This window comes from Halomonas sp. TA22, assembly GCF_013009075.1.
GTDB lineage: Bacteria > Pseudomonadota > Gammaproteobacteria > Pseudomonadales > Halomonadaceae > TA22.
Map to the genome: position 1 here is coordinate 2,598,231 of NZ_CP053108.1, position 21,887 is coordinate 2,620,117.

Genomic DNA, 21,887 nt, shown 5'->3' on the forward strand with positions numbered 1-21,887 from the left:
ATGCGTAGCACGCCACTCAAGATCTATCTGGTGGCCGGCGAGATATCCGGCGACATTCTCGGCGCGAGCCTGATGCGTGCGCTCAAGGCGCGCTTCGGAGAGGTCGAGTTTCGCGGTATCGGTGGCACGCGCATGATCGATGAGGGCATCGACAGCCGTTTTCCGCTGGAGACGCTGTCGATCATGGGACTGGTCGAGGTACTCAAGCACCTGCCCGAACTGGTCAAGGTGCGCCGCGCGCTGCGCCGCGACGCCCTGGCCTGGCAGCCGGACATCATGATCGGCATCGATGCGCCGGACTTCAATCTCGGCCTGGAGCGCCAACTGCGCGGGGCGGGCCTGACTACCGCCCACTATGTCAGCCCCACCATATGGGCCTGGCGGCAGGGGCGGGTCAAGGGGATCGCGCGTTCGGTGGATGCGGTGCTCACTTTTCTGCCGTTCGAAGCGGCGTTCTACCGCGACCATGCCGTGCCGGTGGCCTTCGTCGGTCATCCGCTGGCCGACGAGGTGGCGCTTGAAAACGATCGACAAGCCATGCGTACGGCGCTGGGGCTCGATGACCAGGCCCAGGTACTGGCGGTGCTGCCCGGTTCGCGTGCCAACGAGATACGGTTTCTCGCCGACACTTTCTTCACCGCCGTGGAGCGGCTGTGCGCCGAACGTCCCGCCCTGCAAGTGGTGATTCCGGCAGCCAGCGGGCAGCGTCATCGTGAACTCGAGGCCAAGCTACAGGAGTATCCGGCGCTCGCCTCCCGGGTGGTGCTGCTCGATGGCCAGTCCCGCGAGGCGATGATCGCCAGCGATGCCGTGCTGCTGGCGTCGGGGACGGCGGCGCTCGAGGCGATGCTCTGCCACCGGGCCATGGTGGTCGCCTACCGTATGGCGCCCTCCACTCACTGGCTGATGAGCCGTCTGATCAAGACGCCCTGGATCTCGCTGCCCAATCTCATCGCCCAGGAGATGATCTCCCCTGAGCTGATCCAGGACGATGCCAATGTCACTGCAATTGCCGAGCAGCTTGCGGCACTGCTCGATGACGATGAGCGGCGCCAGGCCCTCGAAGCGCGCTTCGCCCAGATGCATGCCGGCTTGCAGCGAGGAGCCAGCGCGCGGGCGGCCGAGGCGGTGGAGGCCCTGATCGATGGGTGCCCGCTTCCGGCAAGCGTGGCGCCGGAGAGAATGGATGATGATGCGTGACTATCCTCCGCTGGTGATCGACTACCCCGGGCAGTGGCTGGCCGGGGTAGACGAGGTCGGCCGCGGCCCGCTGGTCGGCGCGGTGGTGGCTGCAGCGGTGATTCTCGATCCCGCCCGACCCATCGAGGGGCTAAATGACTCCAAGGCGCTCTCCGCCAAGCGTCGCGAGGCATTGAACCTCGCCATTCGCGAGCGGGCCCTGGCCTTTGCGGTGGCCGAGGCCTCGCCTGCCGAGATCGATGTGCTCAATATCTATCATGCCACCCATCTGGCCATGCGCCGCGCCATCGATGCACTGTCGCCCGCCGCCGAATATCTACTGGTGGACGGCAACAGGTTGCCCGGCCATCCCCTGCCGGGCCAGGCGGTGGTCAAGGGTGATGCTCGACATCCCGCCATTGCCGCCGCGTCGATACTGGCCAAGGTGGCCCGCGATGCGCAGATGGTCGCACTCGACGCCCTACACCCTGGCTATGGCTTTTCCCGCCACAAGGGGTACCCTACGACGGAGCATCTGGCTGCACTGGAGAGGCTGGGGCCGCTGTCCGAGCATCGCCGCTCCTTCGCGCCGGTGAAGAGGCAACTGGAACTGTTCGAACACGTGCCAGCCGTTACCGCCGCCTCCGTCAGCCAAGACCTGGCCGTCACTCTTGCCATCACCGATTAGTCACGAGTCCGCTATGACCACGCTCTTCGTTCATCTTCGCGTCCACAGTGAGTACTCGCTCGTCGATGGTCTGGTGCGCTTAAAGCCCCTGGTGGCCAGCACCGTCGAAATGGGCATGCCCGCCTGCGCGGTGACCGACGAGGCCAACCTGTTCGGCCTGGTCAAGATCTACAAGGCGTCCCAAGGCGCCGGCCTCAAGCCAATCATCGGTGCCGATTTATGGCTCGAGAATGGCCATGACGAGGGGCACCCCTATCGGCTGACGCTGTTGGCCATGAACAACGATGGCTACCGCAACCTCACCGAGCTGATCTCCCGCGGCTGGATGGAGGGGCAGCGCCAGGGGCTGGCGATTCTCAAGAAGGAGTGGGTGTTTGCTCAGAGTGAGGGTTTGATCGCCCTCTCCGGTGCCCGGGAGGGGGAGGTCGGGCGTCATCTGTTGGCGGATCGCCAGGACGAGGCGCGCGCGCTGCTCGATGAGTGGAACGCTCACTTTCCGGGACGCTACTATCTCGAGCTGCAGCGCACCTCGCGGCAGTACGACGAAGAGTGCCTGCATCTCTCGGTGGCGCTTGCCACCGAAACGGGCACCCCGGTGGTGGCGACCAACGAGGTACGCTTTCTCAAGCGCGAGGACTTCTGGGCTCACGAAACCCGGGTCTCGATCGGCGAGGGCAAGGCGCTCAACGACTCGCGCCGCGAGCGGCGCTACAGCGAGGAGCAGTATCTCAAGAGCCCGCAGGAAATGGCCGAGCTGTTCGCCGATATCCCCGAGGCGCTCGAGAACAGCGTGATGATCGCCGCACGCTGCAACGTCGAGGTGCGCCTCGGCGAGATCTTCCTGCCGGAGTTCCCGATCCCCGCGGGCATGACTCAGGACGAATACTTCCGCAAGGTCTCCCACGACGGTCTCACCGAGCGCCTCGATTTTCTTTATCCGATCGCCAAGCATCCCCGCGACAGCGATGAGTGGGCCAAGATCGAGGCGCAATACCGCCAGCGCCTCGATTTCGAGCTCGACATCATCATTCAGATGGGCTTTCCCGGCTACTTCCTGATCGTCATGGACTTCATCCAGTGGGCCAAGGACAACGACGTGCCGGTGGGACCGGGACGCGGCTCCGGGGCAGGCTCCTTGGTCGCCTACGCGCAGAAGATCACCGATCTCGACCCGCTGGAGTACGATCTGCTGTTCGAGCGTTTCCTCAACCCCGAGCGCGTCTCGATGCCCGATTTCGACGTCGACTTCTGCATGGAGAAGCGCGACAGCGTCATCGACTACGTGGCCGAGCGCTACGGGCGCAACGCGGTGTCGCAGATCGTCACTTTCGGCACCATGGCCGCCAAGGCGGTGGTGCGCGACGTGGCCCGCGCCCAGGGCAAGCCCTATTCGCTCGGCGACAAGCTCTCCAAGCTGATCCCCTTCGAGGTCGGCATGACCCTGGGCAAGGCGATCGAGCAGGAGCCGGCGCTCAAGGAGTACCTCGACGGTGACGAGGAGGCCCAGGAAGTCTGGGACATGGCGCGCAAGCTCGAAGGCATCACCCGCGGTACCGGCAAGCATGCCGGCGGCGTGGTGATCGCGCCGACCAAGCTCACCGACTTCTCGCCGCTGTTGTGCGACGAGGAGGGCAACGGCCTGGTGGTGCAGTTCGACAAGAACGACGTCGAGGAGGCGGGGCTGGTCAAGTTCGACTTCCTTGGCCTGCGCACGCTGACGATCATTGACTGGGCGCTGGAGATGGTCGACAAGGTGCGCGCTACCCAAGGCCAGGCGCCACTCGATATCACCACCATCCCGCTGGACGATGCGCCGACCTTCGAGATGCTCAAGCGCGCCGATACCACCGCGGTGTTCCAGCTCGAGTCGCGGGGCATGAAGGAGTTGATCAAGCGCCTGCTGCCCGATTCGCTGGAGGACATGATCGCCCTGGTCGCACTGTTCCGCCCCGGCCCCCTGCAGTCGGGCATGGTCGATGACTTCATCAACCGCAAGCATGGCCGAGCCGAAATCTCCTATCCGCATCCGGACTACCAGCATGAGCTGCTCAAGCCGGTGCTCGAGCCCACCTACGGCATCATCCTCTACCAGGAACAGGTGATGCAGATCGCCCAGGTGCTGGCGGGCTACAGTCTGGGCCAGGCTGACATGCTGCGCCGCGCCATGGGCAAGAAGAAGCCCGAGGAGATGGCCAAGCAGCGCGCGGGGTTCATGGAGGGGTGCGCGACCAACGGCATCGACAAGGAGCTGGCGGGTAACATCTTCGACCTGGTGGAGAAGTTCGCCGGCTATGGCTTCAACAAGTCGCACTCGGCGGCCTACGGCCTGGTCTCCTACCAGACCGCCTGGCTCAAGTCGCACTATCCAGGGCCGTTCATGGCCGCGGTGATGTCCACCGAGATGGACAACCTCGACAAGGTGGTGCCGTTGATCGAAGAGTCGCGCCGACTCGGACTCACCGTGACGCCACCGGACGTCAATGTCGGCGGCTACAAGTTCACCGTCGATGACGAGGCTCGCGTGGTTTACGGCCTGGGAGCGATCCGTGGCGTCGGCGAGGGGCCCATCGGCGCCATCGTCGAGGCACGCGCCGAAGGCGGCCCGTTCAGCGACATCTTCGACTTCTGTCGGCGCATCGATCCCCGGCGCTTGAACAAGCGCACCCTTGAGGCGCTGATACGCTCAGGCGCGCTGGACAATCTCGGGCCCAGCCGGGCGGTGCTCAGCGCTACCATGGAACCGGCGCTCAAGGCCGCCGCGCAGAGCCTCAGCAACCAGAGCCTGGGCATGGTCGACATGTTCGGCGAGGCGTTTGTCGACGAGCAGGCCGGCGACTGTTACGCCGACTATCTGCACGCGCGTGAGTGGAGCGACAAGGAGCGCCTGGCTGGCGAGAAGGAGACCCTCGGGCTTTACCTCACCGGCCATCCCATCGATGAGTACGAGCAGGAGCTCAAGCGCTTCGTCTCGACGCGCATCAGCGACCTCAAGCCCTCGCGCGAGCCGCAGCGTGTCGCCGGGCTGGTGGTGGGCATGCGCACCATGAAGTCCAAGCGCGGCGATACCATGGCCTTCGTCACGCTCGACGACCGCACCGGGCGGATCGAGGCGTCGCTGTTCGGCGAGCTGTTCGAACAGCTGCGTGGGCGACTCGACACCGAGCAGGTGCTGATCGTGGAGGGTGAGGTCTCAAGCGACGACTTCTCCGGCGGCCTGAGGCTGCGCGGCAAGGAGATCACGCTGATGGTCGAGGCGCGCAGCAAGTTCGGCCAGGCGGTGGAACTGTCGCTGGATGGCTCGCGCGCCAACGGCCGCCTGATCGCCAGCTTGCGTGAAAGCCTCACCCCGCATCGCGATGCCCAGGGCCTGCCGGTGCGACTGCGCTATCGCAACGGTCAGGTGAGCGGCTGGCTGGAGCTGGCCGACGAGTGGAAGGTGGCGCCCTGCGATGAACTGCTGACCGCGCTGCGCGAGGTCGAAGGGCAGGACGGGGTGCGCCTCAAGTACCGCTGATTCCGATGGTGACAGACATTGCGCTGCCTTGCGCCACACGGCCAAGCTGCGATAATGCCCGACACTTAGCATTTCACGACAGCCATGGCCGACATGGCCTGACTCCAACAAGCTGAAACTCTATGAATCCCAACTACCTAGATTTCGAACAGCCCATTGCCGAGTTGCAGGCCAAGATCGAGGAGCTGCGGCTGGTCGGCAACGACAGCAAGATCAATATCAGTGAAGAGGTGGCAAGGCTCCAGGAGAAGAGCCAGAAGCTCACCGAGCAGATCTTTCGCGATCTGAGTGCCTGGCAGGTGTCGCAGCTGTCGCGTCATCCGCAGCGCCCCTATACCCTCGACTACCTCGGCTACGTCTTCGAGGATTTCGATGAGCTGCATGGCGACCGTCATTTTTCCGATGATGCCGCCATCGTCGGCGGCGTGGCGCGCCTCGACGATCGGCCGGTGATGGTGATCGGCCACCAGAAGGGGCGTGACGTGAAGGAGAAGGTGCGGCGTAACTTCGGCATGCCGCGCCCTGAGGGCTACCGCAAGGCGTGCCGCCTAATGGAGATGGCCGAGCGCTTCAAGATGCCGGTGTTGACCTTCATCGATACGCCGGGGGCCTATCCCGGCATCGACGCCGAGGAGCGCGGTCAGTCCGAGGCGATCGCCTACAACCTGGCGGTGATGTCGCGGCTCAGGACGCCGATCGTCGCCACCGTGGTGGGCGAGGGCGGCTCAGGCGGGGCACTGGCCATCGGTGTGTGCGATGAGCTTGCGATGCTGCAGTACTCCACCTACTCGGTCATCTCGCCGGAGGGTTGCGCCTCGATCCTGTGGAAGAGTGCCGAGAAGGCTCCCGATGCCGCCCACGCCATGGGTATCACCGCCGAGCGGCTCAAGGAGCTGGGCTTCGTCGATACACTGATTCCTGAGCCGCTGGGCGGCGCACATCGCCATCCGACGGTCACCGCCGAACGGGTCAAGGAGGCGCTGCTGGCAAGCCTCGATCGTCTGCAGGCGATGGATACCGACGCCCTGATCGCGCGCCGCTACGAACGGCTCATGAGCTATGGTGCCCCGGCATAAGCCAATGTCATTGCAAGCGCTGATCGATCACGCCCTGGCGGAAACCCCGCCGGGGCGTGTCGTTTGGGTGGCCCTCTCCGGTGGTCTGGACTCCTCGCTATTACTCACGCTTGCCGCCGACGCCTGTCGACGCCATCCCCGTACGCTCAGGGCCCTGCATGTCAATCATGGCCTGCAGGACGCCGCTGGCGATTTTGAGACGCACTGTGGCGAGCTCTGCTCGCGCCTCGGCGTGTCGCTGACGGTCGAGCGGGTCCAAGTGTCGATGAGTTCCGGCCTGGGGCTCGAAGGCGCCGCCCGCGAGGCGCGCTACGCGGCGTTTGCCCGGCATGTGTCGGTGGGCGACACAGTATGGCTGGCCCAGCATCGCAACGATCAGGCCGAGGGCTTCCTGCTCGCCGCACTACGTGGCAGCGGGGTGCGCGGACTGGCGGCGATGCCGGCAAGCCGGGACTGGCAGGGCCGACAGCTGGCGCGCCCTCTGCTGGGTAGCACACGGTCTGAGCTGGAGCGGGAAGCTGACTGCCGCAGGCTTAGCTGGGTGGAGGACCCGAGCAATGCCGAGTCGGCCCTGGATCGCAACTTCCTGCGTCACCGCTTGCTGCCCCTGATCGAGACGCGATGGCCCGGGGGGCAGGCGTCGTTGGCCCGCTCGGCGGCATACGCAGGCGAAGCCGACGCCCTGCTCGAGGAGCTTGCCGAGCTCGATCTTGCCGCTTCGGGAGACAGTCCGGGGTGGCTGCCGCTGGCGACCCTGTCTGATCTCTCGGCGGCGCGCCAACGCCTGCTGATCCGCCACTGCTGCACGTGCCTGGGCCTGCCGCCGCCGCCGGCGGCACGGCTTGCCACGCTACAGGCACAGCTGGACGCGCGCCGCGACAGCCAGGTTCACGTTCACTGGCCGGGGGGGGAGGCACGCCTCTGGCGCGGGGCGCTTTATCTTGCGGCGCCGCGCCGGTCGCTTGAGCCCGACTGGCAGCGCGCCTGGGATGGCCAAGCGGCGCTTGCCACGCCTATCGGTTCGCTGAATCTGGTGCTCGAGAAAAAATCAGGCGGGCCGGTCGAGCTGTGCCTGCGGCCACGCCTTGGCGGCGAGACGCTGCAGATGACGGGGCGAGGGCGACGCGACCTCAAGCGCCTGCTGCAGGAGCGGGGAGTACCACCCTGGCAGCGCGGGCAGCTCGTTGTCGCCTGGCATGAAGCGCATGTAGTGGCCGTATTCGTGCCGGGCGAGCGCGAGCCGTTACTGTGCGCCGAGGGGTGGCGATGTCGGCCGCTAAGCTTGGCTCAGGGCTAGCGTCAGGCTAAAACCGGCCGCCTGCTGGTAGACGCTCTCCTGCTCGAGATCGTTGGTCAACAGGGCGTGCTCGCCAAGCGCCTGCCCCAGCGTCAGCACCAGCGCCTCACCCTGCGCCTGCAGCTGAAAGCCGAGGGTGGCCTGTTCGGGACGCGAGTGGTTGAGGATCACCGCCAGACGCAGCAGGCGTGCCAGCCGCGAGTAGGTCGTGCGCAACGAGGCCGGCAGGGCCTCGAGCTCCTTGCCGGGAAACTTGCGCCGGTGCGAACGGACCAGAAACGCCAGCGCCTGCTGTTCAGGGCGCGAAAAGCCGGTCAGATCCGAGTGCGCCAGTAGATAGGCGCCATGGCGGTGGAACTGACTGTGCGATATCGCCAGCCCCACCTCATGCAGCTGGGCCGCCCAGTCGAGGAACTGGGCCTGCTCCTCGCTGATCTCCCAAGCCTGGCTTACCTGTGCCAGCAGCTCGCGTGCGGTGGTGGCGACATGCTCGGCCTGGCGCGCATCGACATCGTAGCGGCGACGCAGCGTGGCCATGGCCTGGCGGCGTGAATCCTCCGGGCTGTTGCGCCCAGCCAGGTCATAGAGCACCCCTTCACGCAGCGCACCGTCCGAGTAGCGCATGCGCTCCAGGCCGAAGGCTTCGAATATCGCACACAGGATCGCCACGCCGGCGGGGAAGACGCTGGCGCGATCCTCCTTGAGCCCCTCCATGGCGACCTGCTCGAGCTGCTTGCACTTGATCAGGCGCCTGCGCAGTGCCAGCAGGGCATCGCGCGCGATCGTGCCATCATCGCTCTCGCCACTGGCGATGAGTACCGCCGAGACGGCCTTGATGGTGCCACTGGAACCGACCGGGTCCTGCCAGCCAAGCTCGAGGTAATGGCGGCGGATGTTGGCCAGTTCCGACAGGGCGGCGAGTTCGGCCCGACGAAAACGCTTCTCGCTGATCTCGCCGTCCGGGAAGAAGCGTCCGGTGAAGGTCACGCAGCCCATGTGCAGGCTTTCCAGCGCCAGGGGTTCGAAATTCTCGCCGATGATGAATTCGGTGGAGCCGCCGCCGATATCGACGATCAACCGGCGGCCATGCACATCGGCCAGCGCATGGGCCGCACCGAGGTAGATCAGCCGCGCCTCTTCCCGGCCGGCGATGATCTCGATACTGTGCCCAAGCAGTGCCTCGGCGCGATCGATCAGCGTCTGGCTGTTGGTGGCGGCGCGCAGGGCATTGGTGCCGACCACGCGCAACTGCCCGGCGGGGGTGTCGCCAATGAAGGGGGCGAAGCGGCCAAGACAGTCGATGGCGCGCTGCATGGCCTCCTCGCTGAGGTGGTCCTGATCGTCCAGGCCGGCCGCGAGCTGCACCTTTTCTCCCTGCTTGGCGACGACCTGCAGTTCACCGTCCTGGTAGTTGGCCACCAGAAGATGGAAGCTGTTGGAACCTAGATCGATAGCGGCGAGACGGCGAGGGGCACTGGCCGCCTCCGGCATCCTGCGCATGGCCGTGTCACGGGTCATGAGTTGTCCTTTGGTCGTGATCTCCCAAGGTTGCGATGCACCGGTGGCCTTGTCAATCGGCCCCTGGCTCGGCTTCGGCTCCACTTGGCTCGAGAGAGGCGCCTGGCCGAGCATGACGATAGTCGATGACATTGCCCCTTGCGTTTGGCGCGCCGCTTGACTAACATCGGGTCGTTCGCCTGTTCCGAAGTCTTCCCGACCGCGTCGCGGTCAACTCCAAGTCGTCAGACAGCCCGCTGATTCCGTTCAGGATGCTGGGTATCGCATGTTGAACCGCTAATCAGGCGACACGAATATCGCTTCCCTCGCTCTTGCTTTCGTCCATGACGTTTCCTGCTGGAACTGCCGACTGGCGAATCAATCTTGAGAGTGGATGCCTCCCGGGCTCTGAACGCACCACGCGGCGTTTCGTCACCGCCTCCTGTCTTATTCCGGCGCAAGTCGCCCGCTGACACGAGCAATTTCTGAACAATCCGATGAATCTTACCGAACTCAAGCAAAAGACCGTTCCTGAGCTGTTGGAAATCGCCCAGGAGATGGGCATCGACAATCTTGCCCGGTCACGCAAGCAAGACATCATTTTTGCCATCTTGAAGAAGCACGCCAAGAGCGGCGAAGACATCTATGGCGATGGGGTGCTGGAAATCCTGCAGGATGGCTTCGGCTTTCTGCGCAGCGCCGACAGCTCCTACCTCGCCGGCCCCGATGATATCTACGTCTCGCCCTCACAGATCCGCCGTTTCAATCTGCGCAAGGGTGACTCCATCTCCGGAAAGATTCGTCCGCCCAAGGAGGGGGAGCGCTACTTCGCCCTGTTGAAGGTCAACGAGATCAACTTCGACAAGCCGGAGAACGCCAAGCACAAGATCCTGTTCGAGAACCTCACCCCGCTGTTCCCCGACGAACGCCTGGTGATGGAGATCGGCAACGGTTCCACCGAAGACCTGACCTCGCGGATCATCGATCTCACCGCGCCGATCGGCAAGGGCCAACGTGGCCTGATCGTCTCGCCGCCCAAGGCGGGCAAAACGTTGATGTTGCAAAACATCGCCACCTCGATCACCCGCAACAACCCCGAGTGTCATCTGATCGTGCTGCTGATCGACGAGCGCCCGGAGGAGGTGACCGAGATGTCGCGCACGGTGCGCGGCGAAGTGGTCGCCTCGACCTTCGACGAGCCGCCGGCGCGCCACGTGCAGGTCGCCGAAATGGTGATCGAGAAGGCCAAGCGACTTGTCGAGCACAAGATGGACGTGGTGATCCTGCTCGACTCGATCACTCGCCTGGCGCGCGCCTATAACACCGTGGTGCCCTCCTCGGGCAAGGTACTGACCGGTGGTGTCGACGCCCACGCCCTCGAGAAGCCCAAGCGCTTCTTCGGTGCGGCGCGTAACATCGAAGAGGGCGGCAGCCTGACCATCATCGCCACCGCGCTGGTCGACACCGGCTCGAAGATGGATGAGGTGATCTTCGAGGAGTTCAAGGGTACCGGCAACATGGAGGCGCACCTCGATCGCAAGCTGGCCGAGAAGCGTGTCTATCCGGCGATCAACATTCGCCGTTCCGGGACTCGCCGCGAGGACCTGCTGGCCTCGGAAGACGAGATGCAGCGCATGTGGATCCTGCGCAAGCTGCTCAATCCGATGGAAGACACCGCCGCGACCGAGTTCCTCATCGATCGCTTGAAGGATACCAAGACCAATCTCGAGTTCTTCGAGGCAATGAAGCGCCGCTAGCCACAAGTCGCTAGACATAAGAGGTACGGCGGCAACTAGAGGGGCAGCATGCTATGCTGCCCCTCTGTCGTTCAAAAGTCGGGAAAGCCCTGTGAAATATAAGGACTTGCGCGAATTTATCGCCGCTCTGGAGGAGATGGGAGAGCTTACGCGCGTCACTGCCGAGGTCGATCCCTATCTGGAAATTACCGAGATATGTGATCGCACGTTGCGGGCGGGTGGGCCTGCGTTGCTGTTCGAGAACGTCAAGGGGCATGACATGCCGTTGCTTGGCAACCTGTTCGGCACGCCGAGGCGCGTTGCCCTGGGGATGGGCCAGGACTCCGTCGAGGCGCTGCGCGAGGTGGGCAAGCTGCTCGCCTTTCTCAAGGAGCCCGATCCGCCCAAGGGTTTTCGTGATGCCTGGGACAAGCTGCCGATCTTCAAGCAGGTAATGAGCATGGGACCCAAGGTGCTGCGCTCGGCGCCGGTACAGGAGCGGGTCTACGAGGGCGATGCCGTCGACCTAGACCGGCTGCCGATCCAACACTGCTGGCCGGGCGACGTGGCGCCGCTGATTACCTGGGCGCTGGTGGTCACCAAGGGGCCGCACAAAAGCCGCCAGAACCTGGGCATCTATCGTCAGCAGAAGCTTGGCCGCAACCGCCTGATCATGCGCTGGTTGTCGCATCGCGGCGGGGCGCTGGATTTCAAGGAGTTTCAGCAGGCCAACCCCGGCAAGCCTTTTCCGGTGGCGGTGGCGCTGGGCGCCGACCCGGCCACGATCCTCGGCGCAGTGACCCCTGTGCCCGATTCGCTCTCAGAATACGCCTTCGCCGGGCTTCTGCGCGGCTCGCGCACCGAGCTTGTGAAGTGTGGCCATGCCGACCTCGAGGTACCTGCCTCCAGCGAGATCATCCTCGAGGGCTTCATCTACCCCGACGACATGGCGCCGGAAGGACCCTATGGCGACCATACCGGCTATTACAACGAGGTCGAGCACTTCCCGGTGTTTTCCGTGGAGCGCATCACCATGCGCCGCGACGCTATCTATCACTCCACCTACACCGGGCGTCCGCCCGACGAGCCGGCGATCCTTGGACTCGCACTCAACGAGGTCTTCGTGCCTATCCTGCGCAAGCAGTTTCCCGAGATCGTCGACTTCTATCTGCCGCCGGAGGGGTGCTCCTACCGGATGGCGGTGGTGACCATGAAGAAGCAGTACCCCGGCCATGCCAAGCGGGTGATGATGGGCGTGTGGAGCTTCCTGCGTCAGTTCATGTATACCAAGTTCGTGGTGGTGCTCGACGATGATGTCAGCGCCCGGGATTGGGAGGACGTGATCTGGGCGATCACCACACGCATGGATCCGGCCCGGGATACCGTGATGGTCGAGAACACGCCCATCGACTATCTCGATTTTGCCTCTCCCGTGGCGGGGCTCGGCTCCAAGATGGGGCTGGATGCGACCAGCAAGTGGCCTGGCGAAACCGATCGTGAGTGGGGCGCGCCCATCGTCATGGATGAGGGCATCAAGGCGAGCGTCGATGCCCGATGGGATGAGCTGGGTATCGTGCTGCCCATGACCGGCCGCGATTCGTACAAGAGGTTGTGATGACGGCAACCACAAGGACGCTGACCTGCCAGATTGCAGCACTGGAAGACCTCACACCCGACGTGTTCCGGGTTCACCTGGAGGGGCGTGCCGAGGCGATGGCGCATGCGCCGGGACAGTATCTCGAACTCAGGCTTGACGAGGATACCTGGGTGCCATTCTCCATCGCCAATGCCCATAGCGGCGACGGTATGCTGGAGCTGCACATTCAGCACTGGCCCGAACGCAGCAACTCGGCTCGCCTGCGCAGGCTGATGCAGCATGCCGCGCGGCTCACCCTGCGCCTGCCGGGAGGAGAGTGCATACTCGACCCCGATAGCGAGCGACCGCTGCTGCTGGTCGCCGCGGGTACCGGTTTCTCGCAGATGAAGTCGATCGTCGAAGCGGCACTTGCCGCCGATCCCGAGCGGCACATCGAGCTGTGGTGGGCAGCACGTGAGCGGCGTGAACTCTATCTGGAGAGCCTGGCACGTCACTGGGCGTCGCACTATCCCAACTTCCATTTCCATGGGGTCGCCGAGGCCGACATGCCGGTGGATTTCGAGGCATTGCGTGTGACTGGTCACCGTGGGCGCATCGATGCGGTACTCGGACGTGAGCTGCCAAGCGTCAAGGGCCGGGATGTCTATCTCTCCGGTTCGCCGGGGATGGTCTATGCCTGCGTCGATGTACTGGCGTCACTCGAGCTCGAGCCCTCGCGGGTCTTCTCGGACGTGTTCGGCTATGCCCCGCGTGAGCCCTTGGTGCCCACGCTCGGCAGCCTGATTCGGAGAGAGTGAATGAGTGCCTCGCCGATCCTGATTACCGGTGGCTCGCAGCGCCTCGGGCGCCACTGCGCCGAGCGTCTGCTCGACGATGGTCACCCGCTGATCGTCAGCTATCGCCGCGAACGCCCGACCCTCGACAGGCTGCGCGAACGCGGTGCGCTGACCCTGCATGGCGATTTCTCAAGCGAAGCAGGCATCGAAGATTTCATCGCTCGCCTCAAGGAGGCGACGCCATCGCTGCGGGCCATCGTGCACAATGCAAGCGATGGGTTGCCGGACTTGCCGGGCGAGGAGGGCGCCACGTTCGAGCGGCTGTTTCGCGTGCATATGCTGGCGCCCTACCTGATCAACCTCAAGTGCCGTGAACTGCTCGAGGCGTGCAGCGAACCGCAGCGCGACATCGTGCATATCACCGATTACGTGGCGCGCAAGGGCTCGCCAGACCATGCCGCCTATGCCGCCACCAAGGCCGGGCTGGAAAACCTGGTCCTCTCCTTTGCGGCCATGTATGCCCCTCTCATTCAAGTCAACGCTATCGCCCCGGCACTGATCATGCTCGGTGAGCAGAGCGATGAGACCCACGTCGACATGGCCAGGGTCAAGTCGGCCATGCAGATGATCCCAGGTCCAGGGGTGATCTACCAGGCACTGCGCTATCTACTCGATAATCGCTACGTCACCGGCACGACGCTTGCGGTCGATGGCGGGCGTCACCTGCGCTAGACTTGCCTCCCCTGACGAAATAATCCACATGGAGATGGACATGACGGTTCACGACGAGAACTTTCGAGATCCGAGCGGCTTGTTACCGATACTTCTGGGCCTGGTGGTCTTCGTGAGCATGACCTGCCTGCCGGCCACGATCAGGATGGTGCAGCTCTTCAGTTGAAAAAAGTGGCTTGCCAAGCGCAATGGGCCGTGTAGGATAAAAAAGAGTTTCAGGAGGCAGCGATGACCATGACACCCCTCTACAACGCCTATGTTCAGCGGACGGCCGATACTGGTCTGTCGGCTTGGCGTGACTATCGGGGCTATTGGTTTAGCGCTGGCGTGCCGGCGATACGGTCGAACTGACCCATCGCGAGGCACGCCCCACACGGGGTTGCCTCCACCACCTTTTCAGAACCCCCGGTCGGCAACCCGACCGGGGGTTTTGTCATAGGAGAGATATCATGTCCGACCGTTACGCTTTCACCGCCCCGCAGCCTGTCGCCACCTACTATACCGGCGATGTCTATTGGCGATTTAGCGTCATCCGGTCGGCTCAATCCGCCACCTCCGGCCGGGAGATCATCGGTGGCACACCTATCCGATGTTCGACATCCTGCCCGAGGTAACAGCATGAATGCGCCACTAACCCTACTCGACGCCCCCCCTTCGACCGCCGAGTCGGCTCGTCTCGATAGTGAACAGATACCTCTTCCCACGCCGCGTGAGCTTGCCGAGCGTTTTCCGCTGGATGAGGTGATGTATCAACGCGTCGCCCGGCAGCGCCAGGCCATTCAGGCCATTCTCGATGGGCACGACGACCGCCTGCTGGTCGTTGCCGGCCCCTGCTCCATACACGCCCCCGAGGCGGCGCTTACCTATGCCGAACGCCTGGTCGAGCTCGCCTCGAGGGTCGAGGATAGGCTGCTGCTGGTGATGCGCGTCTATGTCGAGAAGCCGCGTACCACCATTGGCTGGAAAGGCCTCGCCTACGACCCGCGCCTGGATGGCAGCGACGACATGGCACATGGCCTGGCGGTGTCACGCAAGCTGATGCGGGACGTCGTGGCGCTAGGCCTACCGGTGGCAAGCGAACTGTTGCAGCCGATGGTGGCCCCCTACCTGGAGGATCTGCTCTCCTGGACGGCGATCGGTGCGCGTACCACCGAGTCACAGATCCATCGGGAGCTGGTCAGTGGCCTGGGCGCTGTGGTGGGCTTCAAGAACGGTACCGACGGTGGGGTCGAGATTGCCCTGGATGCCATGCGCGCCAGTGCGCATCCGCACCGCCACATTGCCCTCGGCGCCGATGGCCAGCCGGTGATGCGCTCCACGCCCGGCAATCCGCATACTCATGTCGTGCTGCGTGGCGGCCATGGCGCGCCCAACTATCAGGCCCCTGCGGTGGCGGCCTGTCGCCGTGCACTGATCGAGGCTGGCCTGGCGCCGCGTATCATGGTCGACTGCAGCCATGCCAATTCGCGCAAGGACCATCGACGCCAGGAAACGGTGCTGCTAGACGTGCTGGCCCAGCGACTGGCCGGCGATACCAGCCTGATGGGGGTGATGCTCGAGAGTCATCTGCACGAGGGGCGGCAGGCCCTCGATGCCGCCACGCTGCGCCATGGGGTGTCGATTACCGATGCCTGTATCGGCTGGGAGCAGACCGAGGCGTTATTGGATCATATCGCTGTCCGGCTGCGCTGATTTACCCAAGGGCGGGTTCACGGGATAATCGAACCATGTCGACACCCGCCCCGAACGCAAGGATGACTCGTTGTGACGTTCCGCTTCGAAACGCATGATCCCGAGATTTACCGTCGCAAGGCGCGCCTGATCAGCATCGCCATGGCGGCGCAGCTGATCGTTTTCGGTCTGCTGTTTTCGCAGCTGTTGACCGCCACCTTCGGTTCGAGCTTCTGGCTCAATGCACTGGGGGTGCTGCTGGGGCTGGTCGTCACCAGCCTGACCTTCGCGGTGTTGAGGGAGCGTCCCTGGATGCGCGAGATGCGCTATGTCTGGCAGCTCAAACATCATCTCTCCCAGGTCAGCAGCTATCTGTCGACGCTGCGCCAGGCGGTCAAGGAGGACAACCCCAATGCGCTGGGTATCCTGAGCTTCTACCACCAAGGCATGGCGCAACTGGCCGAACTCAACGGTCGCACCACCGACGACGATGCCGAACGGCTCGCCGAGCGGCTCGAGGTGCGCAAGCGCCGCGAGGAGAAAGGGCTGCCGGAAGAGGTCGACCATTACGACCCACAGGATCTGCGCGCCTTCAAGCGCGGCTAGTCACTCGCTTACGGCTTGGCGGCATAGGCGTATAGCAGCGTCTCCTGGGCACTGATCGGTGCGCCCTGCGCTGCCTGCTTGAGATAGCTGCCATCCGGCTGGAGGTGCCAGCTCTGGCAGTTGTCGACCAGATAGGTCTCCAGGTCCTTGCGTATCCGTGCCGCCAGCTTCCTGTCGAGCAGCGGAAAGCAGGTCTCCACGCGATGCAGCATGTTGCGCTCCATGAAGTCTGCGCTCGAAGCCCACACTTCCTCCTTGCCATCGTTATGGAAGTAGAAGACCCGGCTATGCTCGAGAAAGCGTCCGATGATCGAGCGCACCCGAATGTTCTCCGAGACGCCTGCAATACCTGGCCGCAGGCAGCACATGCCGCGAATGATCAGATCGCACTCCACGCCGGCCCGAGAGGCGCGGTAGAGTGCGCGGATCAGCCTCGGCTCGGTCAGCGAGTTGCACTTGATGATCAGATGGGCACGCTTGCCCTGTTCGGCATGGCTCGCTTCACGATCGATCATCGCCAGCATTCGATCATGTAGCGTGAAGGGAGCATGCAGCAGGGTCTCGATACGCCGTGCCTTACCCATTCCCGAAAGCTGCTGAAAGACCTTGTGTACCTCCTCGCAGAGCGTCTGGTTGGCGGTGAGCAGGCTGTAGTCGGTATACACCCTGGCGGTCTTGGAGTGGTAGTTGCCGGTGCCCAGGTGGGCGTAGTCGCGCAGCTTGCCGCGTTCGCGACGTACGATGTGCACCATCTTGGCATGGGTCTTGTAGGCCATCACTCCATAGATGACGATCGCCCCGGCCTCCTGCAGGCGCGAGGCGAGCTGCAGGTTGTCGGCTTCGTCGAAGCGTGCCCGCAGCTCGACTACCACCGTTACCTCCTTGCCGCTGCGTGCGGCGTCGACCAGTGCCGAGACGATCGGTGAGTCGGCGCCGGTGCGATAGAGCGTCTGCTTGATGGCCAGCACCGCTGGATCACGTGCCGCTTCGGCGAGGAGTTCCTCGACCGGGGCGAAGGATTGGAATGGATGGTGGAGCAGGATGTCGCCATTGGCGATCACGTCGAATAGGCAGACGCCCTTGCGGATCGCCTTGGGCAGGCCGGCAACGAAGGGCCGATAACGCAGCTCGGGGCGATTGACGTCGGCCAGTACCGCCATCAGCCGGGTCAGGTTGACTGGCCCCCGCACGCGGTAGAGATCCTGCTCATCGAGCTCGAACTGTTTGAGCAGAAAGGTGGCAAGCTCCTCGGGACAGTCATCGGCGACCTCAAGGCGCACGCCCTTGCCGTAGCGCCGTGCCAGCAGCTCGCCACGCAGTGCCGAGGCAAGATCGGAGACCTCGCCGGTGTCCACTGCCATGTCGGCGTTGCGCGTCAGGCGAAACTGGTAGCAACCACATACCGCCATGCCGGGGAACACCTCCTCGGCATGGGCGTGGATGATCGAGGAGAGAAACACATATTCATCGAAACCCGTCTCGCAGCAGTGGCCGGGCAGGGCGATCAGGCGTGGCAACGAGCGTGGTGCCGGCAGGATTGCCAATCCCCCCTCGCGGCCGAAGGCGTCGCGCCCCTCGAGCTGGACGATGAAGTTGAGGCTCTTGTTGACCAGCCGCGGGAAGGGGTGCGAAGGGTCCAAGCCGATGGGGCTGATCACCGGCATGATCTCGTTGTCGAAATAGTCGCGCACCCAAGTCTGCTGGTCCGACGTCCACTGCTCGCGGCGCCTGACGCGCAGACGCTGCTCCTCAAGGGCGGGAATCAACTCCACGTTGAGTATGCGGTACTGACGCTCGACCTGAAGATGGGTAAGGCGGGAGATTTCGTCGAGTATCTGGCGTGGCAGACGGCCGTCATCGCCGCTGTCGTCGCGGCCCAATGCATGGCGGTGCTTGAGCCCTGCCACGCGTATCTCGAAGAACTCATCCAAGTTGGAGGAGAAGATCAGCAGGAAGAACAACCTGTCGAGCAGAGGATGCGAGGCATCGAGAGCCTGTTCGAGTACCCGGACATTGAACTGCAGATGGCTCAGCTCGCGATTGAAGTAGAGCGCTGGGTCGTCGAGGTCGGCATCGGGCGGGGCCTTGGGATGAAGGCCGCTGCGGGTGTGGTTGACCCGCAGCGGAACGATCTCGCTGCTGCCCGTGTCGGAAGGCTCCAGCGCCTCCCCCCGCGACGACTGACCGTATGACGCTTCCATTTCGCCTCCATGAGAGTCAACGGAAGGTCATGCCCTCCGGCTTATTGTGTGAGCAGGCGTGCCGCGCGCTTGGCGAAATAGGTCAGCACGCCATCGGCGCCGGCACGCTTGAAGCACATCAGCGATTCGAGAATGATGCGGTCGGCGTCGAGCCAGCCCTGGTTGAAGGCTGCCATGTGCATGGCGTACTCACCGCTGACCTGATAGGCGAAGGTGGGTACCTTTAGCTCGCGCTTGACGCGTGCCACCACGTCCAGGTAGGGCATCCCGGGTTTGACCATCACCATGTCGGCGCCTTCGGCAATATCGAGTGCCACTTCGTGTAGCGCTTCGTCGCTGTTGGCCGGATCCATCTGGTAGGTGGTCTTGTCCGCCTTGCCGAGATTGCCCGCGGAGCCCACCGCATCGCGAAACGGGCCATAGTAGTGCGAGGCGTACTTGGCGCTATAGGCCATGATGCGCGTGTTGTGCAGCTGCTCCTGCTCGAGCACGCCACGAATCGCCGCGATGCGGCCATCCATCATGTCCGATGGGGCTACGATATCGGCGCCGGCCTCGGCATGGGAGAGGGCCTGCTTGAGCAGCGTCTCGACGGTACGGTCGTTATGCACGTAGCCCGACTCGTCGAGGATGCCGTCCTGGCCATGGCTGGTGTAGGGGTCAAGCGCCACATCGGTGATGATGCCGAGCTCCGGGCAGGCGGCCTTGAGCTCGCGCACGCTGCGCTGGACCAGGCCCCCGGCGTTATACGCCTCCTCGGCGAGCTCGCTCTTGAGCTCGGCATCGATCACCGGAAACAGCGCGATGGCGGGGATGCCCAGCGCGTAGGCTTCGCGGGCCTCCTCGATCAATAGATCCAGCGACAGTCGCTCGACACCGGGCATGGAGGGAACCGCCTCACGACGTTCGCTCCCCTCGAGAACGAAGACTGGCCAGATCAGGTCGGCAGGCGTCAGCGTCGACTCGCGCATCATGCGTCGGGAGAAGTCGTCGCGACGCATGCGGCGCAGCCGAGACGCGGGAAACTGTCGGGGTGTGGTGATGCTCAATAGAATTCTCCGGTCATGTCCTGGCCGACCGCTGCGTGCATCTTCGCCGTCGATTGTGACGCCATGATGACAAGGTTCGGCCACTGGTTGAGGCAGTGGCGCTGGACAGGCTTGTGCCCGCCTGCGATCGTCTGAGTATACCAGCGGGAATGGCGGAAAAGCGCGGCTTGTGGCGCGTCAAGGGAGTCACTAGAGTATGGGATTACCTGGGGCGCGCTGCGTCAGGCATTCGAGGAGAACTGCATGAGCAAACAGGTGGCGATCATATTGTCGGGCTGCGGGGTGCAGGATGGCGCGGAGATATACGAGAGTACCCTGGCCTTCTTGCGTCTCGACCAGTTGGGGATCGGTTACCGCTGCTTCGCACCGGACATCGCCCAGGCGGGGGTCGTCAATCATCTTACCGGGGAAGCCGCCGAGTCGGATAATCGTAACGTGCTGACCGAGTCGGCGCGTCTGGCGCGTGGCGAGATCGACGCTCTCGAGGCGCTCGATCCTGACGTGTTCGATGCGCTGCTGCTGCCCGGCGGTTTTGGCGTGGCCAGGAATCTCTCCAACTTCGCTGAAGCGGGCGTCGAGATGGAGGTGCTGCCGCTGTTGAAGGAGAAGGTGCTGGCCTTCCACCAGGTGGGCAAGCCGCTTGGCCTGATGTGCATCGCCCCGGTGCTGGTGCCGCGCCTGCTGGGGTCGGGCATTCCCGTGACCATCGGTCACGACCCGGCGATTTCCGGGGTGATCAGCGCCATGGGTGGGCTGCACCGCAGCTGTAAGGTCGACGATATCATCGTCGATTTCGAGAACAAGGTCGTCACCACGCCGGCCTACATGTTGGCAGAGCGCATCAGTGATGCCGCCAAGGGCATCTTCAAGCTGGTCGACAAGCTCGATGAGCTGAGCAACGACTAGACGCAAGCGCCAGCGAGCAACAAGAAAAACCCGCCAGCATGGCGGGTTTTTTCGGCCATGACGGTGCGCTTCAGTGGCGTTCGGTCTCGCCGCGCGAGGCGTTGTTGTTCTCATCGTCGGCACGCTTGCGACGAACCAGGCGGCCGAACAGGATGCCGACTTCGTAGAGCAGGTACATGGGCACGGCCAGCAGACTCTGGGAGATGATGTCCGGCGGCGTCAGCAGCATGCCGATGACGAAGCAGCCGAGAATGACATAGGGACGCTTCTTGGTCAGACTGTCGACTGTGGTGATGCCGGTGAAGATCAGCAGGAAGGTGGCGATGGGAATCTCGAAGGCGACGCCGAAGGCGAAGAACAGCTTGAGCACGAAATTCAGGTACTGGTTGATATCGGTCATCACCGCCACGTTCTCGGGCCCGGTCTGGGTGAAGAACTGGAACAGCAGCGGGAAGACGACGTAGTAGGCGAAGGCCGCGCCGCCATAGAACAGCAGTACGCTGGAGGCGAGCAGCGGGATGGCCAGGCTCTTCTCGTTGTCGTAGAGCCCCGGTGCGATGAAGGCCCAGGCTTGGTGCAGTACGAAGGGCACGGCGATGAAGACCGCCACCACCAGGGTCAGCTTGAAGGGTGCCAGGAACGGCGAGGCGACCTCGGTGGCGATCATCTGGGAGCCGGCGGGCAGCAGCCCCATCAGCGGCTGGGCCACGAAGGTATAGATCTCGTTGGCGAAGGGGTAGAGGCACAGAAAGATCACCAAGATCGCCACGACGCTGCGCATCAACCGCGAGCGCAGCTCGATGAGATGCTCGATCAAGGGCGCCTGGGCCATGTTCTGGTTGTCGCGAGGTGAATCGTCGCTCATCGGGAGGTGGAGTCCTTGTCGCTGGGCGGCGCAGCGCCATCTGACGTGTCGCTATCGGCAGTCGAATCGCGCTCCGCCTTGCGCTCAAGCGCCTGGTCCAGACGGCTGGTGGCGGACGCAGGCGGCGTGGCGGCAGGCTCCTGGGAAAGTCGCTGATCGGCCGGGGGCGTCTCCTGGACAGCCTGGCCGGACGCCGCCTCTGAGGAGGGTTCGGCGGATGCCTTGCGCTCCGGCTCGGCGATACTCTCCACGTCACGCTTGACCTTGTTCAAGCTCTCGTCGAGTTTCTTCTGCTGCTCATTGAGCTTTTGGCGCAACTCCTCCGCCTCGAGCTGGGAGGTGATCTCGCGCTGCATCCCGGAGACTGTACGTTTGATCTTGCCGATCCACAGCCCCGCGGTGCGCGCCGCCTTGGGCAGGCGCTCGGGGCCCAGCACCAGAAGGCCCACCACACCGATGATCAACAGTTCGAGAAAGCCGATATCAAACATGGGCAA

The 21,887-nt window shown here is 63.8% G+C and carries 18 protein-coding genes; 13 read left to right on the top strand and 5 right to left on the bottom strand.

The window, feature by feature from the left end; all coding sequences use genetic code 11:
- The 5 genes from lpxB to tilS all read left to right on the top strand — a co-directional run bounded on the left by lpxB (position 1) and on the right by tilS (position 7,754).
- Positions 1-1,200: a lipid-A-disaccharide synthase gene (gene lpxB, locus HJD22_RS12290; protein WP_208654764.1), complete on the top strand. Its 1,200-nt coding sequence runs from the start codon at positions 1-3 to the stop codon at positions 1,198-1,200.
- Entirely contained in the window at positions 1,187-1,867 is a 681-nt protein-coding gene (rnhB, locus tag HJD22_RS12295; RefSeq protein WP_208654765.1) for a ribonuclease HII, read from the top strand. The genes lpxB and rnhB overlap by 14 nt, the downstream gene beginning before the upstream one ends.
- 13 nt (positions 1,868-1,880) lie before the next feature.
- On the top strand, positions 1,881-5,381 hold the full coding sequence (dnaE, locus tag HJD22_RS12300) for a DNA polymerase III subunit alpha (protein WP_208654766.1): 3,501 nt from the start codon (positions 1,881-1,883) through the stop codon (positions 5,379-5,381).
- Positions 5,382-5,503: 122 nt separating this feature from the next.
- Positions 5,504-6,457: an acetyl-CoA carboxylase carboxyl transferase subunit alpha gene (gene accA, locus HJD22_RS12305; RefSeq protein ID WP_208654767.1), complete on the top strand. Its 954-nt coding sequence runs from the start codon at positions 5,504-5,506 to the stop codon at positions 6,455-6,457.
- Between the two features lie 4 nt (positions 6,458-6,461).
- Positions 6,462-7,754 carry a tRNA lysidine(34) synthetase TilS gene (tilS, locus tag HJD22_RS12310; RefSeq protein WP_248730239.1) on the top strand — a complete coding sequence of 431 codons (1,293 nt, stop codon included), beginning with the start codon at positions 6,462-6,464 and terminating at the stop codon, positions 7,752-7,754.
- Here the strand turns inward: tilS and ppx are convergent.
- On the bottom strand, positions 7,734-9,272 hold the full coding sequence (gene ppx / locus HJD22_RS12315) for an exopolyphosphatase (RefSeq protein ID WP_208654769.1): 1,539 nt from the start codon (positions 9,270-9,272) through the stop codon (positions 7,734-7,736). The two genes, tilS and ppx, sit on opposite strands and share 21 nt — an antisense overlap.
- Before the next feature lie 476 nt (positions 9,273-9,748).
- Here ppx and rho point away from each other — a divergent pair, with 476 nt between their 5' ends.
- From rho to HJD22_RS12345, 7 genes are all read left to right on the top strand, one after another.
- Positions 9,749-11,008 (top strand): transcription termination factor Rho, encoded by a 1,260-nt coding sequence (gene rho, locus HJD22_RS12320; protein ID WP_208654770.1) that lies wholly within the window; start codon positions 9,749-9,751, stop codon positions 11,006-11,008.
- A gap of 91 nt (positions 11,009-11,099) precedes the next feature.
- Positions 11,100-12,602: a 4-hydroxy-3-polyprenylbenzoate decarboxylase gene (gene ubiD, locus HJD22_RS12325; RefSeq protein ID WP_208654771.1), complete on the top strand. Its 1,503-nt coding sequence runs from the start codon at positions 11,100-11,102 to the stop codon at positions 12,600-12,602.
- Entirely contained in the window at positions 12,602-13,381 is a 780-nt protein-coding gene (locus tag HJD22_RS12330) for an FAD-binding oxidoreductase (RefSeq protein WP_208654772.1), read from the top strand. The genes ubiD and HJD22_RS12330 overlap by 1 nt, the downstream gene beginning before the upstream one ends.
- Positions 13,382-14,092, top strand: a complete 711-nt coding sequence (gene folM, locus HJD22_RS12335; RefSeq protein WP_208654773.1) for a dihydromonapterin reductase — start codon at positions 13,382-13,384, stop codon at positions 14,090-14,092.
- A gap of 40 nt (positions 14,093-14,132) precedes the next feature.
- The gene (locus tag HJD22_RS18005) at positions 14,133-14,258 is read left to right on the top strand and encodes a hypothetical protein (protein ID WP_283101659.1); all 126 of its coding nucleotides are present in this window, start codon (positions 14,133-14,135) and stop codon (positions 14,256-14,258) included.
- 452 nt (positions 14,259-14,710) lie between these two features.
- Positions 14,711-15,784: a 3-deoxy-7-phosphoheptulonate synthase gene (locus HJD22_RS12340; protein ID WP_208654774.1), complete on the top strand. Its 1,074-nt coding sequence runs from the start codon at positions 14,711-14,713 to the stop codon at positions 15,782-15,784.
- Between the two features lie 72 nt (positions 15,785-15,856).
- Positions 15,857-16,369: a DUF3087 family protein gene (locus HJD22_RS12345; RefSeq protein WP_208654775.1), complete on the top strand. Its 513-nt coding sequence runs from the start codon at positions 15,857-15,859 to the stop codon at positions 16,367-16,369.
- Positions 16,370-16,377: 8 nt separating this feature from the next.
- On the opposite strand, the gene ppk1 is transcribed toward HJD22_RS12345, so the two are convergent.
- Positions 16,378-18,570 carry a polyphosphate kinase 1 gene (gene ppk1 / locus HJD22_RS12350; RefSeq protein WP_208654776.1) on the bottom strand — a complete coding sequence of 731 codons (2,193 nt, stop codon included), beginning with the start codon at positions 18,568-18,570 and terminating at the stop codon, positions 16,378-16,380.
- A 41-nt stretch (positions 18,571-18,611) separates the two neighbouring features.
- The gene (gene hemB / locus HJD22_RS12355; protein ID WP_208654777.1) at positions 18,612-19,619 is read right to left on the bottom strand and encodes a porphobilinogen synthase; all 1,008 of its coding nucleotides are present in this window, start codon (positions 19,617-19,619) and stop codon (positions 18,612-18,614) included.
- Between the two features lie 243 nt (positions 19,620-19,862).
- Between hemB and elbB the strand changes: the two genes are divergently transcribed.
- On the top strand, positions 19,863-20,525 hold the full coding sequence (gene elbB / locus HJD22_RS12360; RefSeq protein ID WP_208654778.1) for an isoprenoid biosynthesis glyoxalase ElbB: 663 nt from the start codon (positions 19,863-19,865) through the stop codon (positions 20,523-20,525).
- 70 nt (positions 20,526-20,595) lie between these two features.
- Here elbB and tatC read toward each other — a convergent pair whose 3' ends face one another.
- Complete coding sequence (gene tatC / locus HJD22_RS12365; RefSeq protein ID WP_208654779.1) at positions 20,596-21,390, bottom strand: twin-arginine translocase subunit TatC; 795 nt, start codon at positions 21,388-21,390, stop codon at positions 20,596-20,598.
- The gene (gene tatB / locus HJD22_RS12370; RefSeq protein ID WP_208654780.1) at positions 21,387-21,881 is read right to left on the bottom strand and encodes a Sec-independent protein translocase protein TatB; all 495 of its coding nucleotides are present in this window, start codon (positions 21,879-21,881) and stop codon (positions 21,387-21,389) included. Before tatB ends, tatC begins: the two co-directional genes overlap by 4 nt.
- Positions 21,882-21,887: the final 6 nt, after the last annotated feature.

Bases quoted from the DNA above. Each gene is read 5' to 3' on its own strand.
- elbB (WP_208654778.1), top strand. From the start codon at position 19,863: ATGAGCAAACAGGTGGCGATCATATTGTCGGGCTGCGGGGTGCAGGAT.
- HJD22_RS18005 (WP_283101659.1), top strand. From the start codon at position 14,133: ATGACGGTTCACGACGAGAACTTTCGAGATCCGAGCGGCTTGTTACCG.
- HJD22_RS12340 (WP_208654774.1), top strand. From the start codon at position 14,711: ATGAATGCGCCACTAACCCTACTCGACGCCCCCCCTTCGACCGCCGAG.
- ppk1 (WP_208654776.1), bottom strand. From the start codon at position 18,570: ATGGAAGCGTCATACGGTCAGTCGTCGCGGGGGGAGGCGCTGGAGCCT.
- accA (WP_208654767.1), top strand. From the start codon at position 5,504: ATGAATCCCAACTACCTAGATTTCGAACAGCCCATTGCCGAGTTGCAG.
- rnhB (WP_208654765.1), top strand. From the start codon at position 1,187: ATGATGATGCGTGACTATCCTCCGCTGGTGATCGACTACCCCGGGCAG.
- ppx (WP_208654769.1), bottom strand. From the start codon at position 9,272: ATGACCCGTGACACGGCCATGCGCAGGATGCCGGAGGCGGCCAGTGCC.
- HJD22_RS12330 (WP_208654772.1), top strand. From the start codon at position 12,602: ATGACGGCAACCACAAGGACGCTGACCTGCCAGATTGCAGCACTGGAA.
- tatB (WP_208654780.1), bottom strand. From the start codon at position 21,881: ATGTTTGATATCGGCTTTCTCGAACTGTTGATCATCGGTGTGGTGGGC.
- lpxB (WP_208654764.1), top strand. From the start codon at position 1: ATGCGTAGCACGCCACTCAAGATCTATCTGGTGGCCGGCGAGATATCC.
- dnaE (WP_208654766.1), top strand. From the start codon at position 1,881: ATGACCACGCTCTTCGTTCATCTTCGCGTCCACAGTGAGTACTCGCTC.
- rho (WP_208654770.1), top strand. From the start codon at position 9,749: ATGAATCTTACCGAACTCAAGCAAAAGACCGTTCCTGAGCTGTTGGAA.
- tilS (WP_248730239.1), top strand. From the start codon at position 6,462: ATGTCATTGCAAGCGCTGATCGATCACGCCCTGGCGGAAACCCCGCCG.
- tatC (WP_208654779.1), bottom strand. From the start codon at position 21,390: ATGAGCGACGATTCACCTCGCGACAACCAGAACATGGCCCAGGCGCCC.
- folM (WP_208654773.1), top strand. From the start codon at position 13,382: ATGAGTGCCTCGCCGATCCTGATTACCGGTGGCTCGCAGCGCCTCGGG.